This is a genomic window from Curtobacterium sp. PhB136 (genome assembly GCF_004346855.1).
Classification (GTDB): Bacteria; Actinomycetota; Actinomycetes; order Actinomycetales; family Microbacteriaceae; genus Curtobacterium.
Map to the genome: position 1 here is coordinate 894,155 of NZ_SMGH01000004.1, position 23,473 is coordinate 917,627.

General features: G+C 72.7%; 19 protein-coding genes. 14 read left to right on the forward strand and 5 right to left on the reverse strand.

The window, feature by feature from the left end:
- The first annotated feature begins 80 nt into the window (after positions 1-80).
- The 3 genes from EDF27_RS04355 to EDF27_RS04365 all read left to right on the forward strand — a co-directional run bounded on the left by EDF27_RS04355 (position 81) and on the right by EDF27_RS04365 (position 4,204).
- Entirely contained in the window at positions 81-272 is a 192-nt protein-coding gene (locus EDF27_RS04355; RefSeq protein ID WP_123701415.1) for a PspC domain-containing protein, read from the forward strand.
- 75 nt (positions 273-347) lie between these two features.
- A complete protein-coding gene (locus EDF27_RS04360; protein ID WP_132047466.1) occupies positions 348-1,727 on the forward strand; it encodes an L-serine ammonia-lyase in 1,380 nt (459 codons plus the stop codon).
- A gap of 179 nt (positions 1,728-1,906) precedes the next feature.
- Positions 1,907-4,204 carry a S8 family serine peptidase gene (locus EDF27_RS04365; RefSeq protein ID WP_132047468.1) on the forward strand — a complete coding sequence of 766 codons (2,298 nt, stop codon included), beginning with the start codon at positions 1,907-1,909 and terminating at the stop codon, positions 4,202-4,204.
- Between the two features lie 94 nt (positions 4,205-4,298).
- Here EDF27_RS04365 and EDF27_RS04370 read toward each other — a convergent pair whose 3' ends face one another.
- The 5 genes from EDF27_RS04370 to EDF27_RS04390 are packed head-to-tail and all read right to left on the reverse strand — an operon-like array spanning position 4,299 to position 8,977.
- Positions 4,299-5,135: a class II fructose-bisphosphate aldolase gene (locus tag EDF27_RS04370; protein ID WP_207909557.1), complete on the reverse strand. Its 837-nt coding sequence runs from the start codon at positions 5,133-5,135 to the stop codon at positions 4,299-4,301.
- Positions 5,132-6,058, reverse strand: a complete 927-nt coding sequence (locus tag EDF27_RS04375; RefSeq protein ID WP_132047470.1) for a hexose kinase — start codon at positions 6,056-6,058, stop codon at positions 5,132-5,134. Before EDF27_RS04375 ends, EDF27_RS04370 begins: the two co-directional genes overlap by 4 nt.
- Positions 6,055-7,167, reverse strand: coding sequence for an amidohydrolase family protein (locus EDF27_RS04380; RefSeq protein WP_132047472.1), 1,113 nt, complete (start codon positions 7,165-7,167; stop codon positions 6,055-6,057). The genes EDF27_RS04375 and EDF27_RS04380 overlap by 4 nt, the downstream gene beginning before the upstream one ends.
- Positions 7,164-8,099, reverse strand: a complete 936-nt coding sequence (locus EDF27_RS04385; protein ID WP_132047474.1) for an ROK family protein — start codon at positions 8,097-8,099, stop codon at positions 7,164-7,166. The genes EDF27_RS04380 and EDF27_RS04385 overlap by 4 nt, the downstream gene beginning before the upstream one ends.
- Entirely contained in the window at positions 8,099-8,977 is an 879-nt protein-coding gene (locus EDF27_RS04390; protein WP_132047476.1) for an SIS domain-containing protein, read from the reverse strand. The genes EDF27_RS04385 and EDF27_RS04390 overlap by 1 nt, the downstream gene beginning before the upstream one ends.
- Positions 8,978-9,110: 133 nt before the next feature.
- On the opposite strand from EDF27_RS04390, the gene EDF27_RS04395 reads away from it, so the two are divergent.
- The 11 genes from EDF27_RS04395 to EDF27_RS04445 all read left to right on the forward strand — a co-directional run bounded on the left by EDF27_RS04395 (position 9,111) and on the right by EDF27_RS04445 (position 23,453).
- Positions 9,111-9,899: a DeoR/GlpR family DNA-binding transcription regulator gene (locus EDF27_RS04395; RefSeq protein ID WP_165931354.1), complete on the forward strand. Its 789-nt coding sequence runs from the start codon at positions 9,111-9,113 to the stop codon at positions 9,897-9,899.
- Between the two features lie 166 nt (positions 9,900-10,065).
- Positions 10,066-11,271, forward strand: a complete 1,206-nt coding sequence (locus EDF27_RS04400) for a Gfo/Idh/MocA family oxidoreductase (RefSeq protein WP_132047478.1) — start codon at positions 10,066-10,068, stop codon at positions 11,269-11,271.
- A 23-nt stretch (positions 11,272-11,294) separates the two neighbouring features.
- Positions 11,295-12,614 (forward strand): sugar ABC transporter substrate-binding protein, encoded by a 1,320-nt coding sequence (locus tag EDF27_RS04405; protein WP_132047481.1) that lies wholly within the window; start codon positions 11,295-11,297, stop codon positions 12,612-12,614.
- 25 nt (positions 12,615-12,639) lie between these two features.
- A complete protein-coding gene (locus EDF27_RS04410) occupies positions 12,640-13,626 on the forward strand; it encodes a sugar ABC transporter permease (RefSeq protein WP_132047483.1) in 987 nt (328 codons plus the stop codon).
- Positions 13,623-14,477 (forward strand): carbohydrate ABC transporter permease, encoded by an 855-nt coding sequence (locus EDF27_RS04415; RefSeq protein WP_243698195.1) that lies wholly within the window; start codon positions 13,623-13,625, stop codon positions 14,475-14,477. The genes EDF27_RS04410 and EDF27_RS04415 overlap by 4 nt, the downstream gene beginning before the upstream one ends.
- A 10-nt stretch (positions 14,478-14,487) precedes the next feature.
- Complete coding sequence (locus EDF27_RS04420; RefSeq protein ID WP_132047485.1) at positions 14,488-15,282, forward strand: hypothetical protein; 795 nt, start codon at positions 14,488-14,490, stop codon at positions 15,280-15,282.
- 34 nt (positions 15,283-15,316) lie between these two features.
- Complete coding sequence (locus EDF27_RS04425) at positions 15,317-15,559, forward strand: hypothetical protein (RefSeq protein WP_123654927.1); 243 nt, start codon at positions 15,317-15,319, stop codon at positions 15,557-15,559.
- 39 nt (positions 15,560-15,598) lie between these two features.
- On the forward strand, positions 15,599-17,284 hold the full coding sequence (locus EDF27_RS04430; protein WP_132047487.1) for a bifunctional 3'-5' exonuclease/DNA polymerase: 1,686 nt from the start codon (positions 15,599-15,601) through the stop codon (positions 17,282-17,284).
- A gap of 47 nt (positions 17,285-17,331) precedes the next feature.
- Positions 17,332-18,138 carry a phosphatase PAP2 family protein gene (locus EDF27_RS04435; protein WP_132047489.1) on the forward strand — a complete coding sequence of 269 codons (807 nt, stop codon included), beginning with the start codon at positions 17,332-17,334 and terminating at the stop codon, positions 18,136-18,138.
- 443 nt (positions 18,139-18,581) lie between these two features.
- Complete coding sequence (locus EDF27_RS04440; RefSeq protein ID WP_132047491.1) at positions 18,582-20,153, forward strand: serine/threonine-protein kinase; 1,572 nt, start codon at positions 18,582-18,584, stop codon at positions 20,151-20,153.
- Positions 20,154-20,330: 177 nt separating this feature from the next.
- Complete coding sequence (locus EDF27_RS04445) at positions 20,331-23,453, forward strand: GH92 family glycosyl hydrolase (protein ID WP_243698196.1); 3,123 nt, start codon at positions 20,331-20,333, stop codon at positions 23,451-23,453.
- The last annotated feature ends 20 nt before the right edge of the window (positions 23,454-23,473 follow it).

The window sequence follows — 23,473 nt, forward strand, 5'->3', positions numbered from 1 at the left end:
GCCCGGTGGGGTTCTCCCCACCCTCGATCGGGAGGCTGACCACCTTCTGCCTGCCGCCCGGCGTGCGTAGCGTGATGCACATGAACTCACTCATCCGCCCCCGCAACGGGCGCGTCCTCGCCGGCGTCTGTGCCGGCATCGCCGACCGCTTCGGCTGGTCCCGCATGTTCGTCCGTGTCGCCTGGGTCGTCCTGAGCTTCTTCCCCGGGCCGCTCTGGATCGCCTACGTCGTCCTGTGGTTCCTGATGCCCTCGGAGGGCAACCGCCGCTGAGGTCCGGTTCGTCCGTCCGTCGGTTGGTCCGTCTCCTCCGTCCGTCCGTCCGTCCGGACGGGTTAGGGTGGCGGCGTGCCGGTCTCCGTCTTCGATCTCTTCAGCATCGGCGTGGGTCCGTCGAGTTCCCACACCGTCGGACCGATGCGCGCCGCCGCGGACTTCGCATCCCGTGTCGCCGGGCTGCCCCTGACCACGATCCGCGTCGACCTGTACGGCTCGCTGGCCTCGACCGGGCAGGGGCACGGCACGCTCGGCGCCGTCGCGATCGGCCTGACGGGGGAGCAGCCCGAGCGCGTCGACCCCGACGCCATGACCGCATCGCTCGACGGCCTCGAAGCGACGGGGTCGCTCCGGCTCTCCGGTGGGCAGACCGTCCCGTTCCGCCTCCGGGACATCGTCCAGCACCCCCTGACGATGCTGCCGCGCCACCCGAACGCGATGCGGCTGCGCGCCTTCGACGCCGGCGGCTCCGAGCTCGCAGTCGAGACCTACTACTCGGTCGGCGGCGGCTTCATCGCCCGCGACGGCGAGGACACCTCCGCCGTGGCCAGCGCCGCCATCCCGGTCGGCGACGCCGTGCCGTACCCGTTCTCGAGCGGCGCCGAGCTCCTCGCCGCCTGCGCGCGGTCCGGGCTGCCGGTGAGCGGCATCGCCCTGGCGAACGAGACCGCGACCCGCACCGACGACGAGGTCCGCTCCGGGCTCCTCGGCATCCACGCCGTGATGGAGTCCTCGGTCGACCGGAGCATCCGACGGGGCGGGACGCTGCCGGGCGGCCTCGACGTCCGCCGCCGTGCCGCGAACTGGTACGAGCAGCTCACGCGCGACGACCCCGGGCACGACCCCCTCTTCGCGATGGAGTGGGTGAACCTCACCGCGATGGCGGTCAACGAGGAGAACGCCTCCGGCGGCCGGGTCGTCACCGCCCCGACCAACGGTGCCGCCGGGATCATCCCCGCAGTCCTGTACTACGCGCTGACCTACGTCCCCGCGATCACCTCGGAGCTCCGCGACGACGCGATCGTGCGGTTCCTGCTCACCGCCGGCGCGATCGGCTCGATCTACAAGGAGCGCGCCTCGATCTCCGGCGCCGAGGTCGGCTGCCAGGGCGAAGTGGGGTCCGCGGCGTCGATGGCCGCCGCCGGACTCGCCGAACTGCTCGGCGGGACGCCCGAGCAGGTCGAGAACGCGGCCGAGATCGCGATGGAGCACAACCTCGGGCTGACGTGCGACCCGATCGGCGGCCTCGTGCAGATCCCGTGCATCGAGCGGAACGCGATCGCGGCGAACAAGGCCGTGAACGCCGCACGGATGGCCCTCCGTGGAGACGGGGTGCACCACGTGTCGCTCGACCAGGTCGTCGAGACGATGCGGCAGACGGGTGCCGACATGTCCACCAAGTACAAGGAGACCGCGATGGGCGGTCTCGCGGTGAACGTCCCCCTCTGCTGACCGGGGTCCACGGCCAGCGGTCCGCCTGCCCGCGCGCGAGGGGGACCCGGCGGGGTACATCGCCTCACAACTGGGGGAGCGCCGCGGTGCCCTGACGGGTTACCGTGCTCGCGTCCACTCCGACGCGGGTGGACCGGCGCCCACGGATCGGGTGCCGCACCAGTCATGGAGTGACGCCGATGCTGCACCGACCCCTCGCCCTCGTGACGGCGACCGCGCTCGCCGTGACCCTCGCCGCCGGTCTCGCCGCCCCGGCGTCCGCCGCTCCTGCCGTGCCGTCCCCGACCGCTGCGGCTCCCGCTTCCGTTCCGACGCCGACCGACCCGTCCACCGGACGGACGCCCGGCGACGCGACCGTGGACCTGACCATCGTGCTCCGGCCCACGGACCAGACCGCGCTCCGAGCGCTGCCCACCACGACCACCGGCGACACCGCCGCAGACCGGGCCGACGCCGTCGCCGCGGTCGCCCCCGAGGCACCGCACGGCGCGACGGTCCGAGCAGCGTTGACGGCTGCGGGGTTCACCGTCACCGACCGTGACACCTGGGAGCTCGAGGCGACCGGCACCGCCGCCCGTGCCGAGGCGCTGTTCGGGATCCGGCTGCTCGGGAGCGGCGACGGCATGCACCCGTCCGCCGAACCCGTCCTGCCGTCGTCGTTCGGCGGCGCGGTCACCGCCGTGCTCGGGCTCGACGCGCGCCCGGCCGCCGCACACGCCGCGCTGCCAGGCGGGTACGCCCCAGCAGACCTGGCCCGTGCGTACGCCTCGTCGAGCGCTGCGAACGCCGGCGCGGGGACGACGGTCGCGACGGTCCAGCTCTCCGGGTGGGACCGGAACGACCTCGTCGCCTACGCGAAGGCGGTCGGGCGCGAGGTCCCCGCGCTCGACCAGGTCTCCGTCGACGGGGCCGACGTGCACGCACCAGACGGTTCCGGCGGCGAGTCCGAGGTCGCACTCGACCAGGAGGCACTGCTGGCGACCGCACCGGGCGCCCGCCAGCGCGTGTACGTCGCGCCGAACTCGTTCCAGGGGCTCTACGACAGCTACAGCCGCATCGCCGACGACGTCCGTCGAGCCGGGATCGTGGCCGTCAGCGTCTCGTGGGGGTCGTGCGAGTCGCTGACATCGCCCGGTGTCCGAGCCGCGTTCGACAACGCGATCGCGCGCATCGTCGCCGCCGGGGCGACCGTCTTCGCCGCATCCGGTGACGACGGAGCGAAGTGCCCGACCGGACCGAAGACCGTCGTGACGTCGGTCACGTACCCGGCGTCGTCGCCCGCCGTCGTCGCGGTCGGGGGCACCTCGCTCCGGACCACGTCCTCGGCGACGAGCGAGACGGCCTGGGGCAACTCGTACGGCGCGAGCGGCGGCGGCACGTCGGCCGCGTACGCACGCCCGGCATGGCAGAGCGGTGTCGGCGTCTCCGGGACGAAGCGCCTGGTCCCCGACATCGCGTCCGTGGCCGATCCCGCGACCGGTCCCGGGATCTACCTCGGCGCCGCGCGCGGGTTCGCGCTCGGCGGTGGGACGAGTCTCGCGTCACCCGTCGTCGCCGGGCAGCTCGCGGCGGCGCTCAGCGCCCGCGGCTGCGCTTCCGGGGTCGGAGACCTCCACCAGACCCTCTACGCACACCCCACGGCCTTCCGCGACGTGACCGGGGGGACGAACGGCACGTACCCGGCGACGAAGGGGCACGACCGGGCGACCGGCCTGGGGACGCCCAGGTGGTCCGTGCTCGGCGCGCTCCTGCCGACCGCCGGGTGCACCCGTGGGCGGGTCGTCGGGTCCGCCGCCGCTGCCGGGGCCACCGCGACCGGGATCACCGGGTCCGCGGTCGCGGTGCCGTCCGGCACGTCCATCCGGTCACCGCACGGGCTGTGGTGGCTCGACCTGCAGGCCGACGGGAAGCTCGTCGAGTGGGGCGGCGGACGTGCCGTGTGGTCGTCGAACGTGGCGTCGAAGGGCGCGTCGCTCGTGGTCGGGACGAACGGCACGCTGGCCGTCCGCAGCACCACGGGTGCGACCGTCTGGCGTGCCGGGAAGGCCTCGACCGGCAGTGCGCCGCGGCTGCAGGTGACGGACCTCGGGGTGGTGCAGCTCGTCCGGGGCTCCACCGTCCTCTGGCAGCAGGCGCCCGCGACCCGCGACCGGCTCCTCCCCGGAGCGAGCCTGGTCCCCGGGCAGGAGATCCGGGACACCGCGGCGCACCGGCGGTTCGTCGTGCTCGACGACGGGTCGCTCCGGATCGTCATCGGGACGAAGACGGTGTTCACCGTCGCCGGCGGTCGGGGCAGCTCGCTCCGCGTCCAGTCCGACGGCAACGTGGTGCTCTACGACGCGTTCGGGCGGGCGAAGTGGTCGACGGGGACGTCCCGGTACGGGGGCAAGGGCATGGTGCTCCGGATGCAGACGAACGGCGACGTCACGCTGTACCAGGGGACGACGCTGCGGTGGCACTCCAAGACGAAGGGGTGACGCCCCCGCACGCTGCCGCGGGCCGGACGTCGCAGCCGGGACGCCGCGGCCGGGACGTCGCAGCCGGGACGCCGCGGCCGGGACCGCGTCGCCGTCAGGCTGCCAGCAGTGTGAGCAGCCGCGCCGTCTCCGCGGCGATCGCGTCCCGCCCCGCGGCCACGTACTTCCGCGGGTCCACGACGTCGGGGCGCTCGTCGAGGACGTCCCGGAGCGCCCGCGTGAACAGGCCGTTCAGGTGCGTCGAGATGTTGACCTTCGTCATCCCGGCGGCCACCGCGGCCCGCAGTTCGTCGTCGGACAACCCGGAGGACCCGTGCAGGACGAGCGGCACGGGGACCGCGGCGTGCAGCCGTCCGATGAGGTCACGGTCCACCGCGGCTTCACGGGTCTGCATCGCGTGCGAGGTCCCGACCGCGACCGCCAGCGCATCGACGCCGGTCGCCGCGACGAACGCCGCCGCGTCGGCCGGGTCGGTCCGGACACCGGGGGCGTGGACGCCGTCCTTGCCGCCGACCTCACCGAGCTCGGCCTCGATCGCGATCCCGGCCCGGTGGCAGCGCTCGGCGAGGGTCCGCGTCGCAGCGACGTTGGCGTCGTAGTCGAGGTGCGACCCGTCGTACATGATCGAGTCGACGCCGAGCGCGATGCCCTCGGCGACGAGGTCGACGTCCTCGATGTGGTCCAGGTGCACCAGGACCTCGACGTCGGCGGCGCGGGCGATCGCCTGCGTGGCCGCCGTGATCGGTGCGAGGCCGCCGTGGTACCGCACGCAGTTCTCGCTGATCTGCAGGATCACGGGCAGGCCGGCGCGCACGGCCCCGTCCACGATCGCCTCGGCGTGCTCGAGGAGGACGACGTTGAACGCGCCGACCCCGCTCCGGGTCGTGCGCGCCGAGTCGAGCAGTCCGGTCAGGGCGAGGTCGGTGATCATGCGTGGCTCCGGGTCGTCTCGAGGTCGGTGGTGAAGCGGTGGGCGGCGTCGTGGTCGATCTCGCCGGCCACCGGGCGCAGGACCGCGGCGGCGCCGAACGCGGCAGCGGTACGGAGTGCTGTGGCGATGTCCGTGCCACGGGTCAGGGCGAGGACGAGGCCGGCGGTGGCGGCGTCACCGGCGCCGGTGGGGTTCCCGGTGACACCGGGGACGGCGGGGACCTCGACGACGGCGTCGACGGTGTGTGCGGCGATGCCCGCCGAACCGCGGGAGACCACGACGGTGCCCGCCCCGCGGCGGAGGAGGTCGAGCGCGCCGGCACGTTCGTCCGTGCGGCCGGTCGCTTCCGCCAGTTCGTCGCGGTTGGGTTTGCAGATGGTCGCGCCGGCGTCGGCGGCTGCCAGCAGCGCGGGTCCCGCGAGGTCGGCGACGACCAGTGCCCCGGCCGCGAGGGCGTCGGTGATCCACGGGACGACCACGTCGGGTGGGCTGCCGACGGGGAGCGACCCCGCGATCACCAGTGCATCGGCGTCCGGCGCGGCGTGCACCGCGGCGCGCACCGCTTCGTCGACACGCAGCCAGGTCCTGGCGGGCACGTCCGGCCCGGGTTCGCCGAACATCGTCGGGTGGGCGAGGTCGTCCACGACGGTGATCGTGCTCCGGGTCTCACCGGGGACCGACACCACGGTCACCGGCTGCCCGAGGGCCGCGACGGCATCGACCATCCAGGTGCCCGAGGCTCCGCCGAGGGGGAGGACCGAGTGGGTCACCACGTCCTCGGCAGCGAGAACCCGGGCCACGTTGAGCCCCTTGCCGCCCGGGCGCCGTTCGACGCTGCGGACGCGCTGGGTCGTGCCGATGCGCTGCTCGTCGACGCGGTAGGTGACGTCCACGGCCGGGTTCGGGGTGACGACGACGATCATGCGAGGACCTCCGGGAAGAGCGGACCGACCCCGACGACGAACAGGTCGGCGCGTGAGCCGACCGCCAGGGGGACCGGGAGGCCGAGCAGGGCGGCGGCGTGGGCGGAGGACGCATCGACCGCCTCGGTGAGCGGAGCACCGGCGTCGAGCAAGCGGGCGAAGCCGTCCGCGACGACCCCTGTGCTGCCGGCGAGCGACGACCCGTCCGCGAGCATCGCGACGCCGTCCGCGACGACGACGTCGGACCCGGCGATCCGGTAGGCGCCGTCGGGACACCCGGTGGCCGCCATCGCGTCGGACACGAGGACCATCCGGCCCGCCGCGCTCCGCCGCACGAGGTCGACCGTCACGGGGTCGAGGTGATGGCCGTCGACGATGGCCTCGACGCTCAGACGGGGATCGGTCAGCGCGACGCCGACCGGGCCGGGCGACCGGTGGTGCAGCGGCGGCATGCCGTTGAAGACGTGGGTGACGAGCCGGGCGCCGGCGTCGACCGCTCGCTCGACCGTCGCGGCGTCGGCGTCGGTGTGGCCGATCGCCACGATGACGCCCGCGTCGGACAGCCGCTCGACCGCGTCCGGTGCGCCGGGGAGCTCGGGAGCGAGCGTCACGATCCGGAGCGCCCCCTGGGCGGCGTCGAGGTACGCGCCGACTTCGGCCGGTCCGGGAGCGTGCAGGAGTGTCGGCGCGTGTGCTCCGCGGCGAGCGGGCGAGAGCCACGGCCCCTCGAGGTGGAGGCCGGCGAGGACGCCGTCGGCCACGAGGGGGCGGAGCCGACGGAGCGCGGCCACCGTGTCCTCGGGGGTACCGGTCGCGATCGAGGCGACGAGCGACGTGGTGCCGCGGGCGGCGTGGTGCGCGGCGACCGCGCGGGCGTCCTCGGCGGAACAGGTCGCGAAGTCGTGCCCGAGTGCGCCGTGCGCGTGGAGGTCGACGAAGCCGGGGACGACGGTGCCCGCGACCTCGTGCACGCGGAAGGGCCCGTCCGCGTGCTCGGGCGCTCGGCCCGATCCACGTGCCACGACGACCCCGTCGCCGACGAGCAGCCACCCGTCGTCGAGCACGGCGTCCGGGGTGACGATGCGCGGAGCACGGACGAGCGTGGTCATGCGTGCTCCCCGACGGTCGCGAACGTGGCGAGGAGGTCCTGTGCGAGGAGGCCGGCGCCGATGGCCCCGGCCGCGTCACCGTGGCGGGCCGGCACGACGGCGGGCACCCGCAGTCCGACGAGCCGTTCGGCGACGGCGACACGGAGCGGGTCGAACAGCAGCGCGCCCGACTCGGCGAGCCCACCGCCGACGACGACCGTGTGGCAGCCGGCGACGGCCGTGATCCAGGCGAGGGTGTCGGCGAGGACGTCGACGCACTCCGCCCAGACGGCTCCGGCAGTGGGATCGCCGTCGCGGACCCGCAGCATCGCGGCGTGCGCGGAGTCCGTTCCGGAGCGACGGGCGACGGCGCTCGCCGAGGCGATCTCCTCGACCCGGAGTCCGGCGTGCGGGCCGTGTGCGATGCGGACCTGCCCGACCTCTCCCGCCCAGCCGCCACCGGACACCAGGGCGCCGTCGACGACGAGCGCGCTCGCGAGCCCGGTGCCGACGGGCACGAAGGCGACGGACCCGACGGCGAGTGCGGGGGACCGGGTCTCGGCGAGGGCACCGGCGCGGACGTCGTGGCCGAACGCCACGGGGACGTCGATGCCCTGTGCTGCGAGGGCGTCCCGCAGGCGGTCGCGGACGGGGACGTCCTGCCAGCCGAGGTTCACCGAGAGGACGGATCGGCCGGTGGACTCGTCGACGACGCCGGGCACGACCACCCCGACGGCATCGAGTGACTGGTCGGCGGGGCCGGCACCACCCGTCGTCCGGAGCGCGGCCACCACGAGTCGTGCAACGGTGGCCGCGAGCCGCTCGGCGTCCGGATCGTCCCGCGGGGTGGGGACCCGCTGCTCGGCGAGCACGGTGCCGACGGCGTCGGTCAGTCGGGCCTTGATGCCCGTGCCGCCGACGTCGACCCCGAGCACGACCCCGCTGTCGGGCATCAGGTGAGGATGACCGACCGGGTCAGCGAGCGCGGGTGGTCCGGGTCGAGCCCGCGGGCTTCGGCCAGGGCGACCGCGAACCGGTGCACCACGACGAGCCCGGCGATCGGGTCGAGGTCGTGGTGGACGAACCGGGCACCGGTGGCCGCGACCTCGTCCGCGAGGCCCTCGGGGGCCGCGCCGAGCGACCACACCAGGCGCCCGGGCTGTGCGATCGCGATCGGTCCGTGCCGGTAGTCCATCGCCGGGTACGACTCCGCCCAGAACTGCGCGGCTTCGCGGGTCTTCAGCGCGGCTTCGTAGGTGAGACCGACCGCGGCACCACGCCCGACGAAGGACACCTGCTCGGCGCCGAGCAGGTCGTCGATGGGGAGCGCGAGGGCGGTCTCGGCCTGGACGGCCAGCGCGTCGACGTCGTCACCGATGGACGCGCGGAGGAGCGCGAGCGCGGTGGTGGCGAATCGGGTCTGCACGACCGAGCGCTCGTCGGCGAAGGGGAGCGCGACGACGGCGTCGGCGACGGCTGCCGCGGGGCTGTCCGCCACGGCGGTGATCAGGACGGTGCGCTGCGTCGGCAGTTCGGACAGGAGCGAGATGATCTCGGTCGTCGTGCCGGAACGGCTGATCGTGACGACGCGGTCGTACTCGCGCCCGGTCGGGTACTCGGACCCGGCGAAGGCGTCCGTGACCCCGAGGCCGGCCTGCTCACGGGCGACGGCGTAGCTCATCGCGATGAACCAGCTGGTCCCGCAGCCGACGACGGCGACACGTTCGCCGGGCTGGGGGAGGGAGTCGACGAAGGAGGGGAGGAGCGCCGCGGCGGCGCGCCAGGTCTCCGGCTGCGACGCGAGCTCCTCGCTCACGAAGGTGTCGGTCATGGGTGCCTTCCGGTCCGGATCGATCCCGATGATCGATGTGGTCGGAAGCATAGCGAGCGATCGTGCGCGAAGCGAGAGCAAAACGTCATTTCCGATCAACGACCGCGCACAGCTCGCCCGTAGGATGGCCTCCATGACTCCGCAACAGCGGCTCAACGCCCTGCTCGAACTCGTGAGCGAACGGGGCAACGTGTCGATCTCCGAGATCGGCGAGATGCTCGGGATCTCCCCAGCGACCGCTCGCCGTGACCTCGCGACCCTCGCCGACCAGCGGCTCGTCACGCGCACCCACGGCGGGGCCGCCGCGCTCGGGGCCGGCTACGAGCTGCCGCTGCAGTACAAGATCGCCCGGCAGGCCGAGGCGAAGACCGCCATCGCCCGTGCCGCGGTCGCGCTCGTCGGACCGGGGGAGACCGTCGGCCTGAACGGGGGCACCACCACGACCGAGGTGGCGCGCGAGCTCGGCAAGAGCGAGCGCTTCATCCGTGCCGACGGCGAGTACGGCGTCACCATCGTGACGAACGCGCTGAACATCGGGTACGAGCTGTCCGTGCGGGCGAACGTCAAGATCGTGGTGACCGGTGGCGTCGCACGCCGCCAGTCGTACGAGCTCGTGGGGCCGCTGGTCCGTGACACGCTCGACGAGTTCGCGCTGGACGTCGTCGTCCTCGGTGTCGACGGTCTCACCGGCCAGTACGGCGCCACCACGATGCACGAGGGAGAGGCCGAGGTGAGTCGCCACTTCGCGTCCGTCGGCCGTCGGGTCATCGTCGTCGCGGACTCGACGAAGATCGAGCGCTCGACGTTCGCGCGCATCTGCCCGCTGGACCGCATCGACGTGCTGGTCACGGACCAGCCCGTCCCGCCGGCCTTCGCCGCGGACCTCGCCTCGGCCGGCGTGGAGCTCGTCGTCGCCGACTGAGCCGGACCGGGCTCCCGCCGGTCGGCCGGGTGCTCGTCTGCGCGCCGCGGACGTTACCGGCGTGTAAAACCCTTGCATCTCGCTTCCGTGAGCGATCCGTGAGCGCCTATTGTGCATTCATGATCGATTCGGCATCATGGGCGTCACAATCACGCAAGGGAGCGAGATGAGCGTCGACACGAACGAACCCCTCCGCGTCGCGGTGATCGGGATGGGCCAACGGTCCGCCATCGCCCGGCACGTCGCCGAGGCGGTCGCCTCACACCCCGACCTGCGGGCGTCGGTCACCGCCGTCGCGGACGTCACCGCCGACGGGCGGGAACGTGGGCACGCCGAGTATCCCGACGCGCTCGTCGTGGAGCACCACCGTGACCTCGTCGGTGCGGTGGACGCCGCGATCGTGACGACGCCCGACTGGACCCACGCCGAGATCGCGATCGACCTCCTCCGCGCGGGCATCGCCGTCTACCTCGAGAAGCCCCTCGCGATCACCGTCGAGGACGCCGACGCCGTGCTGAACACCGCGGCCGAGACCGGCACCCCGCTGTACGTCGGGCACAACTTCCGGCACGCGGCAGTCGTCCGGCTGATGCGGGAGATCGTGGAGCGCGGGGAGATCGGCGAGGTCAAGGCCGTCTGGTGCCGGCACTTCGTCGGCAACGGCGGCGACTACTACTTCAAGGACTGGCACGCCGACCGCACGAAGGTGAACTCGCTCCTCCTGCAGAAGGCCAGCCACGACCTCGACGTCATCCACGCCCTGGCCGGCGGGTACACCAGCCGCGTCGTCGGCATGGGCTCGCTGTCGGTCTACGGCGACGTCACCGACCGCCGTGACCGCGCCGGCGAGCTGATGGGCGACTGGTTCTCGCTGGACAACTGGCCGCCGCGCGAGCAGACCGGCCTCAACCCCGTCGTCGACGTCGAGGACGTCTCGATGGTGATGATGACGCTCGACAACGGCGTGCAGGCCAGCTACGAGCAGTGCCACTTCACGCCGGACTACTGGCGGAACTACACCGTCATCGGGACCGAAGGGCGCCTGGAGAACATCGGCGACACCGGCGGCGGCGTGGTCAAGGTCTGGAACCACCGGCGGGGCTGGGACGTGCAGGGCGACCGGGAGTACCCGATCGACGGCGTCGAGTCCGGGCACGCGGACGCCGACCTCCTCACCATGACCGAGTTCCTGCGCCTCGTCGCCCTCGGGGAACCGACCTCCCTGTCGCCGATCGCGGCCCGTGCCGCGGTCGCCGCCGGCGCCCTGGCCACCCGCTCGCTGCGGAACGGTTCCGTCCCCATCGACGTCCCGGCGCTGCCGGACGAGACGCTCACCCACTTCACCCACCCCACCCAGACCGTCAGCCGCTGACGGCCGTGCGAAAGGACCCCCCGATGCCCGCACACACCACAGCCCGAGGAGCACGTCGCGTCCTCCTCGGTGCCGTCGCCGCCCTCGGCGCGGCCGTCCTGCTGGCCGGCTGCTCGACGTCCTCGGGCGCCACGAGCTCCGGCAGCGCGTACGACAAGGCCGCGAAGGACACCAAGGCGACGCTGAACTACGCCGTCTGGGACGAGAACCAGGTCGCCGCGATCAAGGCGAACATCAAGGGCTTCAACGAGGAGTACCCGGACATCAAGGTCAACGTCGACGTGACGCCGTTCGCCAACTACTGGACGAAGCTGCAGACCCAGGGCTCGAGCGACACGCTCCCCGACCTGTTCTGGATGAACGGCCCGAACTTCCAGCTCTACGCGGCCAACGGCAAGATCGCGCCGATCACCGGCGAGGTCAAGGCGGGCGCCATCGACCCGGCGAACTACTCGTCCGCGCTGAACAAGCTCTACACGTACGACGGCACCCAGTACGGCGTCCCGAAGGACTTCGACACGATCGGCGTCTGGGTGAACAAGGCGCTGTTCGAGAAGGCCGGGGTCGCCCTGCCGTCGAAGGACTGGACCTGGGCCGACTTCCAGAAGACCGGCGCCGAGCTCTCCGAGAAGCTCAAGGCCGACGGTGCGTACGGCGCCGCCGGTGGCATGGACGGCCAGACCACGTACTACGACACGATCTTCCAGGCGGGTGGCTCGGTCGTGAACGCCGCGGGCACGAAGTCCGGGTACGCGTCGAAGGCGTCCGAAGCGGGCCTGCAGTTCTGGACCGACCTCATCAAGTCGGGTGCATCGCCGTCGATCAAGCAGCTCACCGACACGACCGCCGACCAGTGGTTCACCTCGGGCAAGCTCGCGATGTACCAGGGCGGCAGCTGGTTCCGCTCCGCGCTGACGGACACCGCCATGGAGAAGGACGTCGTCGTCTACCCGCTGCCCAAGGGCAAGCAGCAGGCCACGGTCATCCACGGCGTCTCGAACGTCGTCTCCGCCAACTCGAAGCACAAGGCCGCCGCGCAGGCGCTCCAGGTGTACCTCGCCGGCAAGACCGCGCAGCAGCAGCAGGGCGACATGGGCGCCGTGATCCCGGCGTACACCGGCACGCAGGACGCCTTCACGAAGACGATGCCCGACGCGGACCTGCAGGTCTTCCTCGACGCGGTCGACTACGCCCAGCCGCTCCCCGTGTCGAAGAACACCGCCGCGTGGAACACCCTCGAGACGAACCTGCTCCCGAGCGCGTTCGACGGCTCCACCCCCGTCGACCAGGTGGCGACCGAGCTCGCCCAGAAGATGGACACCGCCCTCGGCAAGGAGCAGTGACGCCCCGGCGTCGCGGAGAGACCCGATGACGATCAACACCGAGCATCCCGACACGGCGGCGACCCCGGTCGCCGCCGCCCCCGCCCGGACGCAGCGCGCGTCCGGGCGGGGCGCCCCGCGGGGCGACCGGAACCCCCGCCGGACCCGCACCGACGGCGCCTGGCCCTGGCTCTTCGTGCTGCCCCTCCTGATCGGCGTCGGCACGTTCTACATCTGGCCGATCATCCAGACCTTCTGGTACTCGTTCACCACGTGGGGCGTCTTCGGCGGTGCGACGTTCTCCGGCCTGGCGAACTACGGCCGGCTGCTGTCGGACCCGCAGCTCTACCAGTCGCTGCTCAACACCGTCATCTACACGGCGATCGTCCTCGTGGGGATCCCGATCGCGGTCTGGCTCGCCAGTCTGCTGAACACCCCCGGTCTGCGGTTCGCGCAGTTCTACCGTGTGCTGTTCTTCCTGCCGTACGTCGCGATGCCGGCCGCGATCGCCCTCGTCTGGCGGATCATGTTCAACGGCGACTACGGCATCGTGAACTGGTTCCTCGGGTGGTTCGGCATCGACGGCCCGTACTGGATCTCGACCCCCGGCTTCGCGCTGGTCGCCGTCAGTCTCGTCGGCCTGTGGTCGTCCCTCGGCTTCTCGATGATCATCCTCGGCGCCGGGCTCAAGGACATCCCGCCGGAGCTCTACGAGGCAGCGGAGCTCGACGGCGCGAGCCGGTGGCGGCAGTTCCGCTCCGTCACGGTGCCGCTCCTGACCCCGAGCATCTTCTTCGTGGTCATCGTCACGACGATCTCGAGCTTCCAGCTGTTCGACCTGCTCTACGCGATCCTCGGCAGCACCAACCCGGTGATCCCGAAGACGATGTCCCTCGTCTTCTACTTCTACAGCGCCGGGTTCATCGACAACGACAAGGGCTTCGCGGCGGCGATCGCCATGGTGATCTTCGTGCTCATCGGCATCGTCACGCTCGTGCAGTTCCGGGTCCAGAAGAAGTGGGTGCAGTCATGACCACCACCACCATCCGGAGCGGGAAGCGCCCAGGTCGCCGCGGCGGCAGCCACTGGTGGATCCACGTCGTCCTCGGCGTCGGCGGGTTCGCGATGGCGTTCCCGTTCCTCTGGCAGATCATCATGTCGCTGTCCACGAACGCGCAGGTGCAGTCCGTCACCCCGGTGTTCTGGCCGGGGCAGCTGCAGTGGCACAACTTCACCGAGGTGTTCGAGCGCCTGCCGTTCCTCAGCCAGCTCGGCACGTCCGTGTACGTCACGATCATCCGGACGATCGCGCAGATCATCCTCTGCACGCTCGCCGGGTACGCGTTCGCCCGGATGCGATTCCGTGGCCGGACGGTCCTGCTCGCGATCGTGCTGTCGATCCTGCTGGTCCCGTCGCAGGTCTACCTGATCTCGCAGTACCAGATCGTGCAGGGACTCGGGTGGCTCGACACCCTCGCCGGGATCGTCGCTCCGGGGCTGTTCAGCGCGTTCGGCACGTTCCTGATGCGGACCGCGTTCCTCAACCTGCCGCCGGAGCTCGAAGAGGCGGCGCGCATGGACGGTGCGAACCCGTTCCAGGTGTTCTGGCGGATCATGCTGCCGCTCGCCCGTCCGTCGATCAGCGTCCTCGCGATCACGACCGTGCTGTGGTCCTGGAACGAGCTGCTCTGGCCGCTCGTCGTGTCCACCCGTGCCGAGGACATGCCCCTCGCCGCCGGGCTCGCGACCCTGTCGAGTGACCGGACGATCGACTACCCGGTGCTGATGGCCGCCAGCCTGATGGCGATGGCCCCGGTGCTGATCATGTTCATCGTCCTGCAGCGCCGGGTCATCGACGGGCTCGCGTCGTCCGGGCTGAAGTGAGGGACGCACCGTGAGCGGACCGGTGGCGGACACGACCGGCCTGGAGGCCCGACCCTCCTCCGTCGCGCTGCTCACCGCCGCCATCGGTCGCTTCCAGGACCCCGCCGCGCCCGTCACGGACCTCGCGGCGGCGCTCGCCGCGACCGTCGCCGACGCACCGCCGGGCGAGCGGGACGACCTGGTGTTCGCCGCGGTCTCCGCCGTCCTGCCCGTCACCCACCGATGGCTCCGGAGCCGAGGGCTGACCGCCGAGCAGGCGGACGCGAGCATCGCGGACGTGGCGCGCAAACGCGACCGGTACGGGGTCCGGGGCACGGGCCTGGACTGGTTCTGCGCGGTGGCGACCGGACGCGTGGTGGCCGTCGGGCGCCTCCAGTTCGAACTCGGCGCGCACCTGGCGGACGGCACGCCGGCCTGGGGCGTGCACGTCCCGGAGACCGGGCCGCTCGACCCGGTCGCCTGCGACCGGGCGTTCGCCGCCGCCCCGGACGTCCTCCGCCGCCTCGCACCGCAGGTCGCCGCGACGGTGTGGAACTGCCGGTCGTGGACGCTCGACCCCGGACTGGCCGATGTCCTCGGCCCCGACGCGAACCTCGTGCGCTTCGCCCGGCGGTTCACGCTGCTCCCGCCCGGCTCCCACGACGCGGCGGAGGGCGACGACAGCGCCGCGAAGTTCGTCTTCGGGACCGACCTGGCGACCGCACGCGCGACCGCGCCGCGCGGTCGCGTCCAGGCCGCCGTCCGCGCGCGGTGGGACGCCGGAGCGCACTGGACCGAGCGCACCGGGACGGCACCGGTCGGGTGAGCCCGTGCACCCGCCGACGCGTACCGTCGCGGGCATGAGCGAAGCAACACCGAAGCACCCGCACGGTCCGGACCGCGACCACCTCGACGACGGGGTCGACATGACGTTCGACGAGCGCCGGCACGACACGCTCCGACGGATGTCGGGATCGGACGCCCACGACGAGGACCCCCGCGTCGAGGTGCACGAGGAGTCCGACGGCACCGTCCGCATCGACGTCGCCGACACCGCTGCCGTGCGACCCGGTGGGACCGACCCGAGCCGCCGCGACCGCTGAACGTCCGGCGAGGACGGTGGTGCACGGCATGATCGTTCCGTGCACCTCGTCCTCAGCCGCGTCGACGGCGGCGTCCTCGCGACCCCGCTGACCGACGCGGGGACCGCGGACGGCGAGCCGGTCCACCTCCGCGAGTCGAGCCTCCCGGCCTTCGTCGCGGAACGCGAGTCCGCGGGCGTGCGCTGGGTTTGGGACGACACCGCGCGCTGGTACCCGGCGCTGCTCGCCGCCGGCGGCCGAGTCTCCCGGTGCGTCGACCTGCGCCTCTGCCACCGGATCCTCCGCTCCGCGCTCGCTGCGCGTGGGTCCGACCTGCAGGCGTCGCCGCCCGGGTCGTGGGACGCCGCGGCACCGCAGGAGCGCCTCCAGCGTGCGACCCAGGCGCAGCTCTTCGACGACGCACTGTTCGACGTGGCACCGGCGGCCGACGACGCCGAACCGGTCGCCGAGCTCCGTGCGCAACTCGCTGCCGTGGCCGGGTCGACCGACCCCGGGGCGCTCCGGCTGCTGCTCGCCGCCGAGTCCGCCGGAGCCCTCGTCGCCGCCGAGATGCGCTTCGCCGGACTCCCGTGGCGCGTCGACGTGCACGAGCGCCTGCTCGCGGACACGCTCGGACCACGGGTGCCCCACGGCGTACGCCCGCGACGACTCGAGGAGATCGCCGATGTCCTCCGCGACCGGCTCGACGACCCGTCCCTGAACCCGGACTCGCCCGCCGACGTGCTGCGGTCCCTGCGCCGCGCCGGACTCGTGGTGGACAGCACCCGGAAGTGGGAGCTGCAGCGACTCGAGCACCCAGCGATCGAACCGCTGCTCGAGTACAAGCGGCTCTACCGGCTGCTCACCGCGAACGGGTGGTCGTGGCTCGACGAGTGGGTGCAGGACGGGCGGTTCCACCCGGAGTACGCCGTCGGCGGTGTCGTCACCGGACGGTGGGCGGCGAACGGCGGCGGCGCGATGCAGCTGCCGAAGGCCGTCCGGAGCGCCGTGGTGGCCGACGACGGGTGGAAGCTCGTCGTCGCCGATGCCGCACAGCTCGAACCGCGGGTGCTCGCCGCGATGGCGGGCGACCTCGCGATGGCCGCCGCCGGCAACGGACGCGACCTGTACGACGGCGTCGTCGCCTCCGGTGCCGTCGAGACCCGGCAGCAGGCGAAGGGCGCGATGCTCGGTGCGATGTACGGCGCGACCCAGGGTGAGGGCGGCCGGCTCGTCCCGCGGCTGGCCCGGGCCTTCCCGCGGGCGCTGGACCTCGTCGAGCGCGCGGCGCGCGCGGGGGAGCGCGGCGAACCGGTGACCACACGACTCGGGCGGACCTCGCCGGTCCCCGAGCAGGCCTGGTTCGAGGCGAAGAACCTCGCCTGGTCCGTCGAGGGCACCCCGGCCATGCAGCGCTCCGTCGAGTCGCGTGCCCGGAGCTGGGGGCGGTTCACGCGGAACTTCGTGGTGCAGGGCACCGCGGCTGAGTGGGCGCTGTCGTGGATGGCGTCGCTCCGGACCCGACTCGCCGCACGGTACCGGGGCCCCGTGCGGGACGGCGCGCACCTGGTGTTCTTCGTGCACGACGAGATCGTCCTGCACACCCCGGAGGCCGACGCCGCCTGGGTCGCCGAGCAGGTCGAGGCCGCCGCTGCCGATGCCGGCCGCATCCTCTTCGGGGACTTCCCCGTCACGTTCCCACTGTCGGTCGGCGTCGTCGACGACTACGGCAGCGCGAAGGACTGAGACCCGCTCCGCGCTCGCGTTCGGGTGCCGCCGGGCAGGCTGGGTGGATGGACGACGAAGCGCGCCGCGACCACCGCACCGTCGGTGACGTCGACCTGACCACCTGGCGGACCCCCGCCGGCCGGGCGTCGGCGTCCGCGTGGGTGCGGCTCGGTGACCGGTTCGGCGCGCTGCCGCTGCTCCTCGTCACACTGCTGATCGGCATCGCGATCGCCGCCGTCTGCACGTGGGTCGCCTCCGAGGTCTACGACGCGGTGCGCGAGGCCGACGACGTCGCGGTCCTCGACCGACCGGTCCTCGACTTCGCCATGTCGTTGCGGACGCCAGGACTCGACACGGTCGTCACGTGGTGGACGAACGTCGCCGGCACCGTCGGGATGCCGATCGTCGCCGTCGGGTTCCTCGTCGGGTTCACGATCCAGCGCCGCGCTTGGACACCCCTCGTGCTGCTCGTCGCGGCGAGTGCCGGTTCGCTCCTGATGACCGTCGCGGGCAAGGACCTCATCGGGCGCGCTCGACCGCCGCTCGCAGACGCGGTGCCGCCGTACGAGCACTCGCCCTCGTTCCCGTCGGGACACACGCTGAACGCGACGGTGATCGTCGGCACGATCGTGTACCTGCTGCTCCTCCGGCAGTCGCGGCGGGTGTCGCGGGTGTGGACGGTGGTGCTCGGAAGCGTGTTCGTCGTCTCTGTCGGGCTCTCCCGCGTGTTCCTCGGGCACCACTGGCTCACCGACGTCCTGGCGGCGTGGGCGCTCGGCCTCGCCTGGCTGGCCCTCGTCATCACGGCGCACCGGCTCTACCTCACGGCCCTCCGCCGCGACGGGGCGAGCGATATCCACAGGCCTTCGTGACGACGGTCGGACCAGGCAAGGATCGATACGTCGGCCGGGACTCCAGGCGAAGCCCGGCCGGACTCGAAGAAGCACGAGAAAAGCCCCCGGTGGCAACCAGGGGCTGATCTCACCTCGTGAAGAGGTCAGTGGTCTGAGTTGCGTAGTAACTCGAACCGCCTACGGTGATCGAGTCTACGCGACCCTCCGGACCATCGGAAGGGGAGCTCGGACCACGGTCTCCTGCCCTGGGAAGGGAGGCCGACGATGGCGAAACACCGGCATCGGTGCGGCAACCGCAGGACGTCCGTCCTCGTGCTCGAGGTCCTCGGGCTCGTGACGGCGATCGTGACCCTCGCGGGCGCGGTCCTGCAGCTGCTGTAGGTCCGCGGGGCGGCTCCGGGGACACCGGAGCCGCCCCGTCCACGCGGGGGCCGTCAGGTCGTGCCGGTAGGTTGCCGGGCATGGAAGAACGGGTCTTCGGCGGCAGGTACCGCGTCACGGGAACGCTCGGACACGGGGGCATGGCGTCCGTGTACCGCGCGGTCGACGAGCAACTCGGGCGGGAGGTCGCGGTCAAGGTGTTCCGCATGGGTGCGGTGGACCACGGGGAACGCGCCCGCGCCGAGGCGGAGATCCAGGTCCTCGCCGGCCTCCGCAGCCCGGCGCTCGTGACGCTCTACGACGCCGCGCTCGACGACGCCGACGGTGACTCGTACCTCGTGATGGAACTCGTCCCGGGCAGTGACCTCGCGACCCGCCTCCGTGAAGGACCGCTCGACCGCTCGACCACGGCTCGGGTCGGTGCGCAGGTCGCGGACGGCCTTGCCGCCGTGCACGCGCAGGGCATCGTGCACCGCGACGTGAAGCCGGCGAACGTCCTGCTCGAGGCGGACGGCTCGCACGTGAAGCTCGCGGACTTCGGGATCGCGCTCCTCCGCGACGCCGCCCGGGTCACGGGGACCGGCACCGTGATGGGGACCGCCGCGTACCTCGCCCCGGAGCAGGTCACCGCGCAGGGCATCAGCGGGAAGTCCGACGTGTACTCGCTCGGTCTCGTGCTCCTCGAGTGCCTCACGGGCCGGATGCCGTTCCCCGGCAGCGCGGTCGAGTCCGCGACCGCACGGCTCACCCGCTCGCCGGAGATCGATCCGGCACTGCCGACGGCCTGGCGGGTCCTCCTGCACGTGATGACGGCGACCGACGCCGCCGAGCGGCCGTCGGCCACGGAAGCTGCCGAACGACTCCGCGCGCTGGCGTACGACGACGGTGCGCCCGCGACGCAGCTCCTGCCAGGAGGCCCCGGCACGCTCACCGCGGCGGCTGCGGCCGCCGGGGCGGCCGGTGCCACCGCCGTCCTCGGCGCCCCGGGATCGGCGCAGGCCGACGAGGCGACGCGCGCGATGCCCGTGCGCGGACCCGATGACGACGCGACCCGCGTGATGCCGGCGAGTCAGGCCTCCGGATCGGACGACCAGGCGACCACGGTCCTGGGGACCCAACGCGGAACCGGCGAGCCGACCGGCGGCGGAGGTGGCCCGGTCGCCGCGTCGCCGGTGTCGGACGCGCCACCTGCGAAGAAGCGTCGGCGCGGCCTGGTGATCACGCTCGTGATCGTCGGTGTGCTCGTGCTCGCCGGGATCGTCGTCGCGGTGCTCGCGCTCGGCAACGGCGGCGGGACCCCGGCTCCGACCGAGTCGAGCTCGACCTCGCCGTCCGCGCCGGTCGACGAGCAGCCGAGCGACGAGCCCTCACAGCCCCAGGACGAGCCGTCCGAGCCAACCCAGCCGTCGCAGACGACCGCGCCGCAGCCCTCGCAGACCGTCGAGCCCGCGCCGTCCCAGCCCGCGGAGCCGTCGAACGGTCCGGAACCCTCGGTCGAGCCGACGCTGCCGGTCCAGACACCGCTCGACAGCGGTGCGGCGGACACCTCGTCGTCCGGCACGGGCGCTGCCGACTCGACCTCCGCCGACACGACATCCGCGGACACCGGCCCCGGCAACTCGGAGAACGCGCCGGGTCACAACCAGGGCTGACCCGACCCGGCGGACGGGACGAGGAACGGGTCGTCGTCGACGGTGATCGACTGCGCACGAACGGCGGCTGGTGCAGCATTGGGGGCCCATTGCTGCGCACTCGATCGAGCGCCCGGTCGGCGACGTCCCGACGAGCACGGGGTTTCGTCCATCCGTTGGAGCAAATAGGGTGGGGGCGTGCGAGAACTGCAACGGAGCGGTGGCCCGACGACGGCCGTCGCCGCCAGGAACCATGTCGGCTTCACGTCCCTCGAGGGGTACCTCGTCGAACGACCGGAGGGCACCGGCACCGTCGACGCGAGCGTTCCCGGCTTCTCGGGACGGACGATCGAGTCGGGGGACCGGCTGTCCTGGGTCTGGTTCCCGGAGCGCACCCTGCCGGCGGGCCGGACCGAGCCGGACGTCGCGGACCTCGACCACTTCTGGGACGCCACGGCCTTCACCCTCGACGTGCTGTTCACCGACGGCTCCCGGCTGAGCGACTCCGCCACCGACCAGTACGGCGACGCGCTGACCCCCGCCGCCCAGGACGCCGCGCGCAAGCAGTGGGTGGACCAGTGGAACCGGCGTGAGGTCGACCTCGCGCCGTTCGCGGGTCGGGTCGTCGACCGCCTGGAGGCCCGGCTCGGCTCCGCCACGCCGGCCGCCGCCGACGACATGGGCACCCTGACGGCCCTCCGCGGCTGGCTCGACGACGTCCGGATCGCACCGTCCCGGCGGCCCGCAGCGACCCGCCCGCTCGACCACGTGCGGACCACCCGTGGCACCCAGGCGTCCTCCCGGTTCTCCCGCGGCAACAACGCGCCCCTCGTCGGGCTCCCGCACGGCGGCGTGTTCGGCCTGCCGATGACCGACGCCGCGAGCAACCGGTGGCCGTACGCGTACCAGGAGCACAACCGTCCGCGTGACAACCGGCCCGCGCTCCAGGCCTTCGCGACCAGCCACATCCCGTCGCCGTGGATGGGGGACCGCGGGGTGTTCCAGGTGATGCCGTCCCCGCTCGCGTCGCCGGACCCGGACCCGGTGGCCCGGGCGCTGGCGTTCGACCACGACGAGGAACTCGACGGCCCGCACCGCTACCGGGTGGCGCTCGAGCACGGCGTCACGGCGGAGATGACCGCGGGGGAGTTCGCCCTCGGCTTCCGGTTCACCGGCATCCGCAGCGTCGTCCTCGACCACCACGGCCGAGTCCTCGACGCGACCGTGCGCATCGAGGACGGCACCGCGGTGGTGGAGGCGCACCTCGACGACCGCCCCGGCACGCCGCCGCACTTCGTGCACCTGCGGGTCCCTGGGGTGACCGAGGACCACACGACGTCCGCGGACGGGGAACTCCGCGGGTGGTTCGCGGTCGCGGGGGACACGGACGTGCTCCTCGGGATCTCGACGGTCTCCTTCGCGGACGCCCGGGCGAACCTCGACGCCGCCGGCTCCTTCGACGCCATGCGCGCCCGCGCCGAGGAGCTCTGGACCGCCGAGCTCGCGACGCTCGAGGTCGAGGGTGCGACCGAGGACCAGCTGACCTCGATCTACTCGGACCTGTACCGCCTGTTCCTCTACCCGAACCGTGCCGGCGAGGCCGCGCTCACCGGCACGCCGCACTACCGCTCCCCGTACGGCGACGTCCTCGCGGAGCCGATCCGCGACGAGCCCGGTCCCGAGGTGGTCGACGGGGCGATGACGACCACGAACGGGTTCTGGGACACGTACCGCACCGCGTGGCCGCTCCTCGGACTGCTCACCCCGGACACCGCTGCCGAGCTCGCGCAGGGCTTCGTGCAGCACTTCTCCGACGGCGGGTGGACCCCCCGCTGGAGCGCCCCCGGCGCCGAGGACTGCATGACGGGCACCACGAGCGACACCGTGTTCGGCGACCTCGTGTCGAAGGGCGTGGACGGGTTCGACCTGGAGCAGGCGTACCGGAGCGCGGTGAAGAACGCGACCGTCCCGCCGCGGGACGAGCGTGTCGGGCGCAAGGGGAGCCTCCCGGGCGCCTTCCGCGGCCACGTCGACACCGACACCGCCGAGGGGATGTCATGGACCCTGGACGCCGCGATCAACGACTGGAGCGTCTCGGTGATGGCCACCGCCCTGGCAGACCGCACCACCGACGCGACGGAACGCGAGCGGTACGCGGCCGAGGCCGAGTGGTTCGCCCGCCGGTCCCTGCAGTACCGGAACGTGTTCGACCGGCGCCGCGGGTTCTTCATCGGGCGGACCCCTGACGGGCGGTGGCGCGAGGGCGAGGGCTACGACCCCGACCAGTGGGGCGGTGACTACACCGAGACGAACGCCTGGGGGACGATGTTCACCGCGCCGCACGACGGCGTCGGCATCGTCGACCTGCACGGCGGGCCGACCGGGTTCGACGCCGCGATCGACCGGTTCTTCGCAGCCCGGGAGACCGGCGCGACGGACCGTGCCGGACACTACGGCCTCCCGATCCACGAGATGACCGAGGCCCGCGACGTGCGGATGGGCATGCTCGGGCTCTCGAACCAGCCCGCGCACCACATCCCGTTCTTCCCGATGTTCACCGGACGCCACGACGACGCACACCGGATCGTCCGCGAATCCGTCGACCGCCTGTTCGTCGGGTCGGACCTCGGCCAGGGCTACCCCGGTGACGAGGACAACGGCGAGATGAGCGCCTGGTACGTCTTCGCGACGATCGGCCTGTACCCGCTGGCACCGGCCAGTGGTTCCTACGTGATCGTGCCGCCGTCGGTCCGTCGCGCGGTGCTGCGTCAGACGGGAGGATCGGTGACGGTCATCGAGACCGCCGGCGCTGGTCGGTTCGTCGCCTCCGTCACCGTCGACGGGTCGCCCTGGAACTCCATCAGCATCCCGCACGCGGTCGTCGCCGGCGCGGCGACGATCGTCATCGAGCTCTCCGAGACCCCCACCGGCTGGGCAGCGGACACGCGGCCGGTCTCGGCCTCGGACGTGCACGGGTACCGGGACACCCCGACCGACGTGCTCCCCGTGGCGGCGTCGCCACTGACGGACGACACCGGCCGGACCGTGACGGCGCTCGCCGCAGGCTCGACGGTCTCGTTCCCGGTCGCGATCGCGTCGGCCTCGCTGTACACGGTGACGGCCGCCGCGCCCGGGGCGTACTCGTGGCAGGTCGCGCTCGGATCGACGGTGGTCACGGTCGCCGACGCGGTGTTCGAGTGGGCCGGGCAGACACGGGTGTTCCGGATCTCCGGGGGCGGTGACACGTTCGACTTCACCCCGACGTCCGCCGTGACGCTCACGCAGCTCGAACTCATCGCGTCCGACAGGGGTGATTCATAGGCGCTGCTCATCGACGGCGG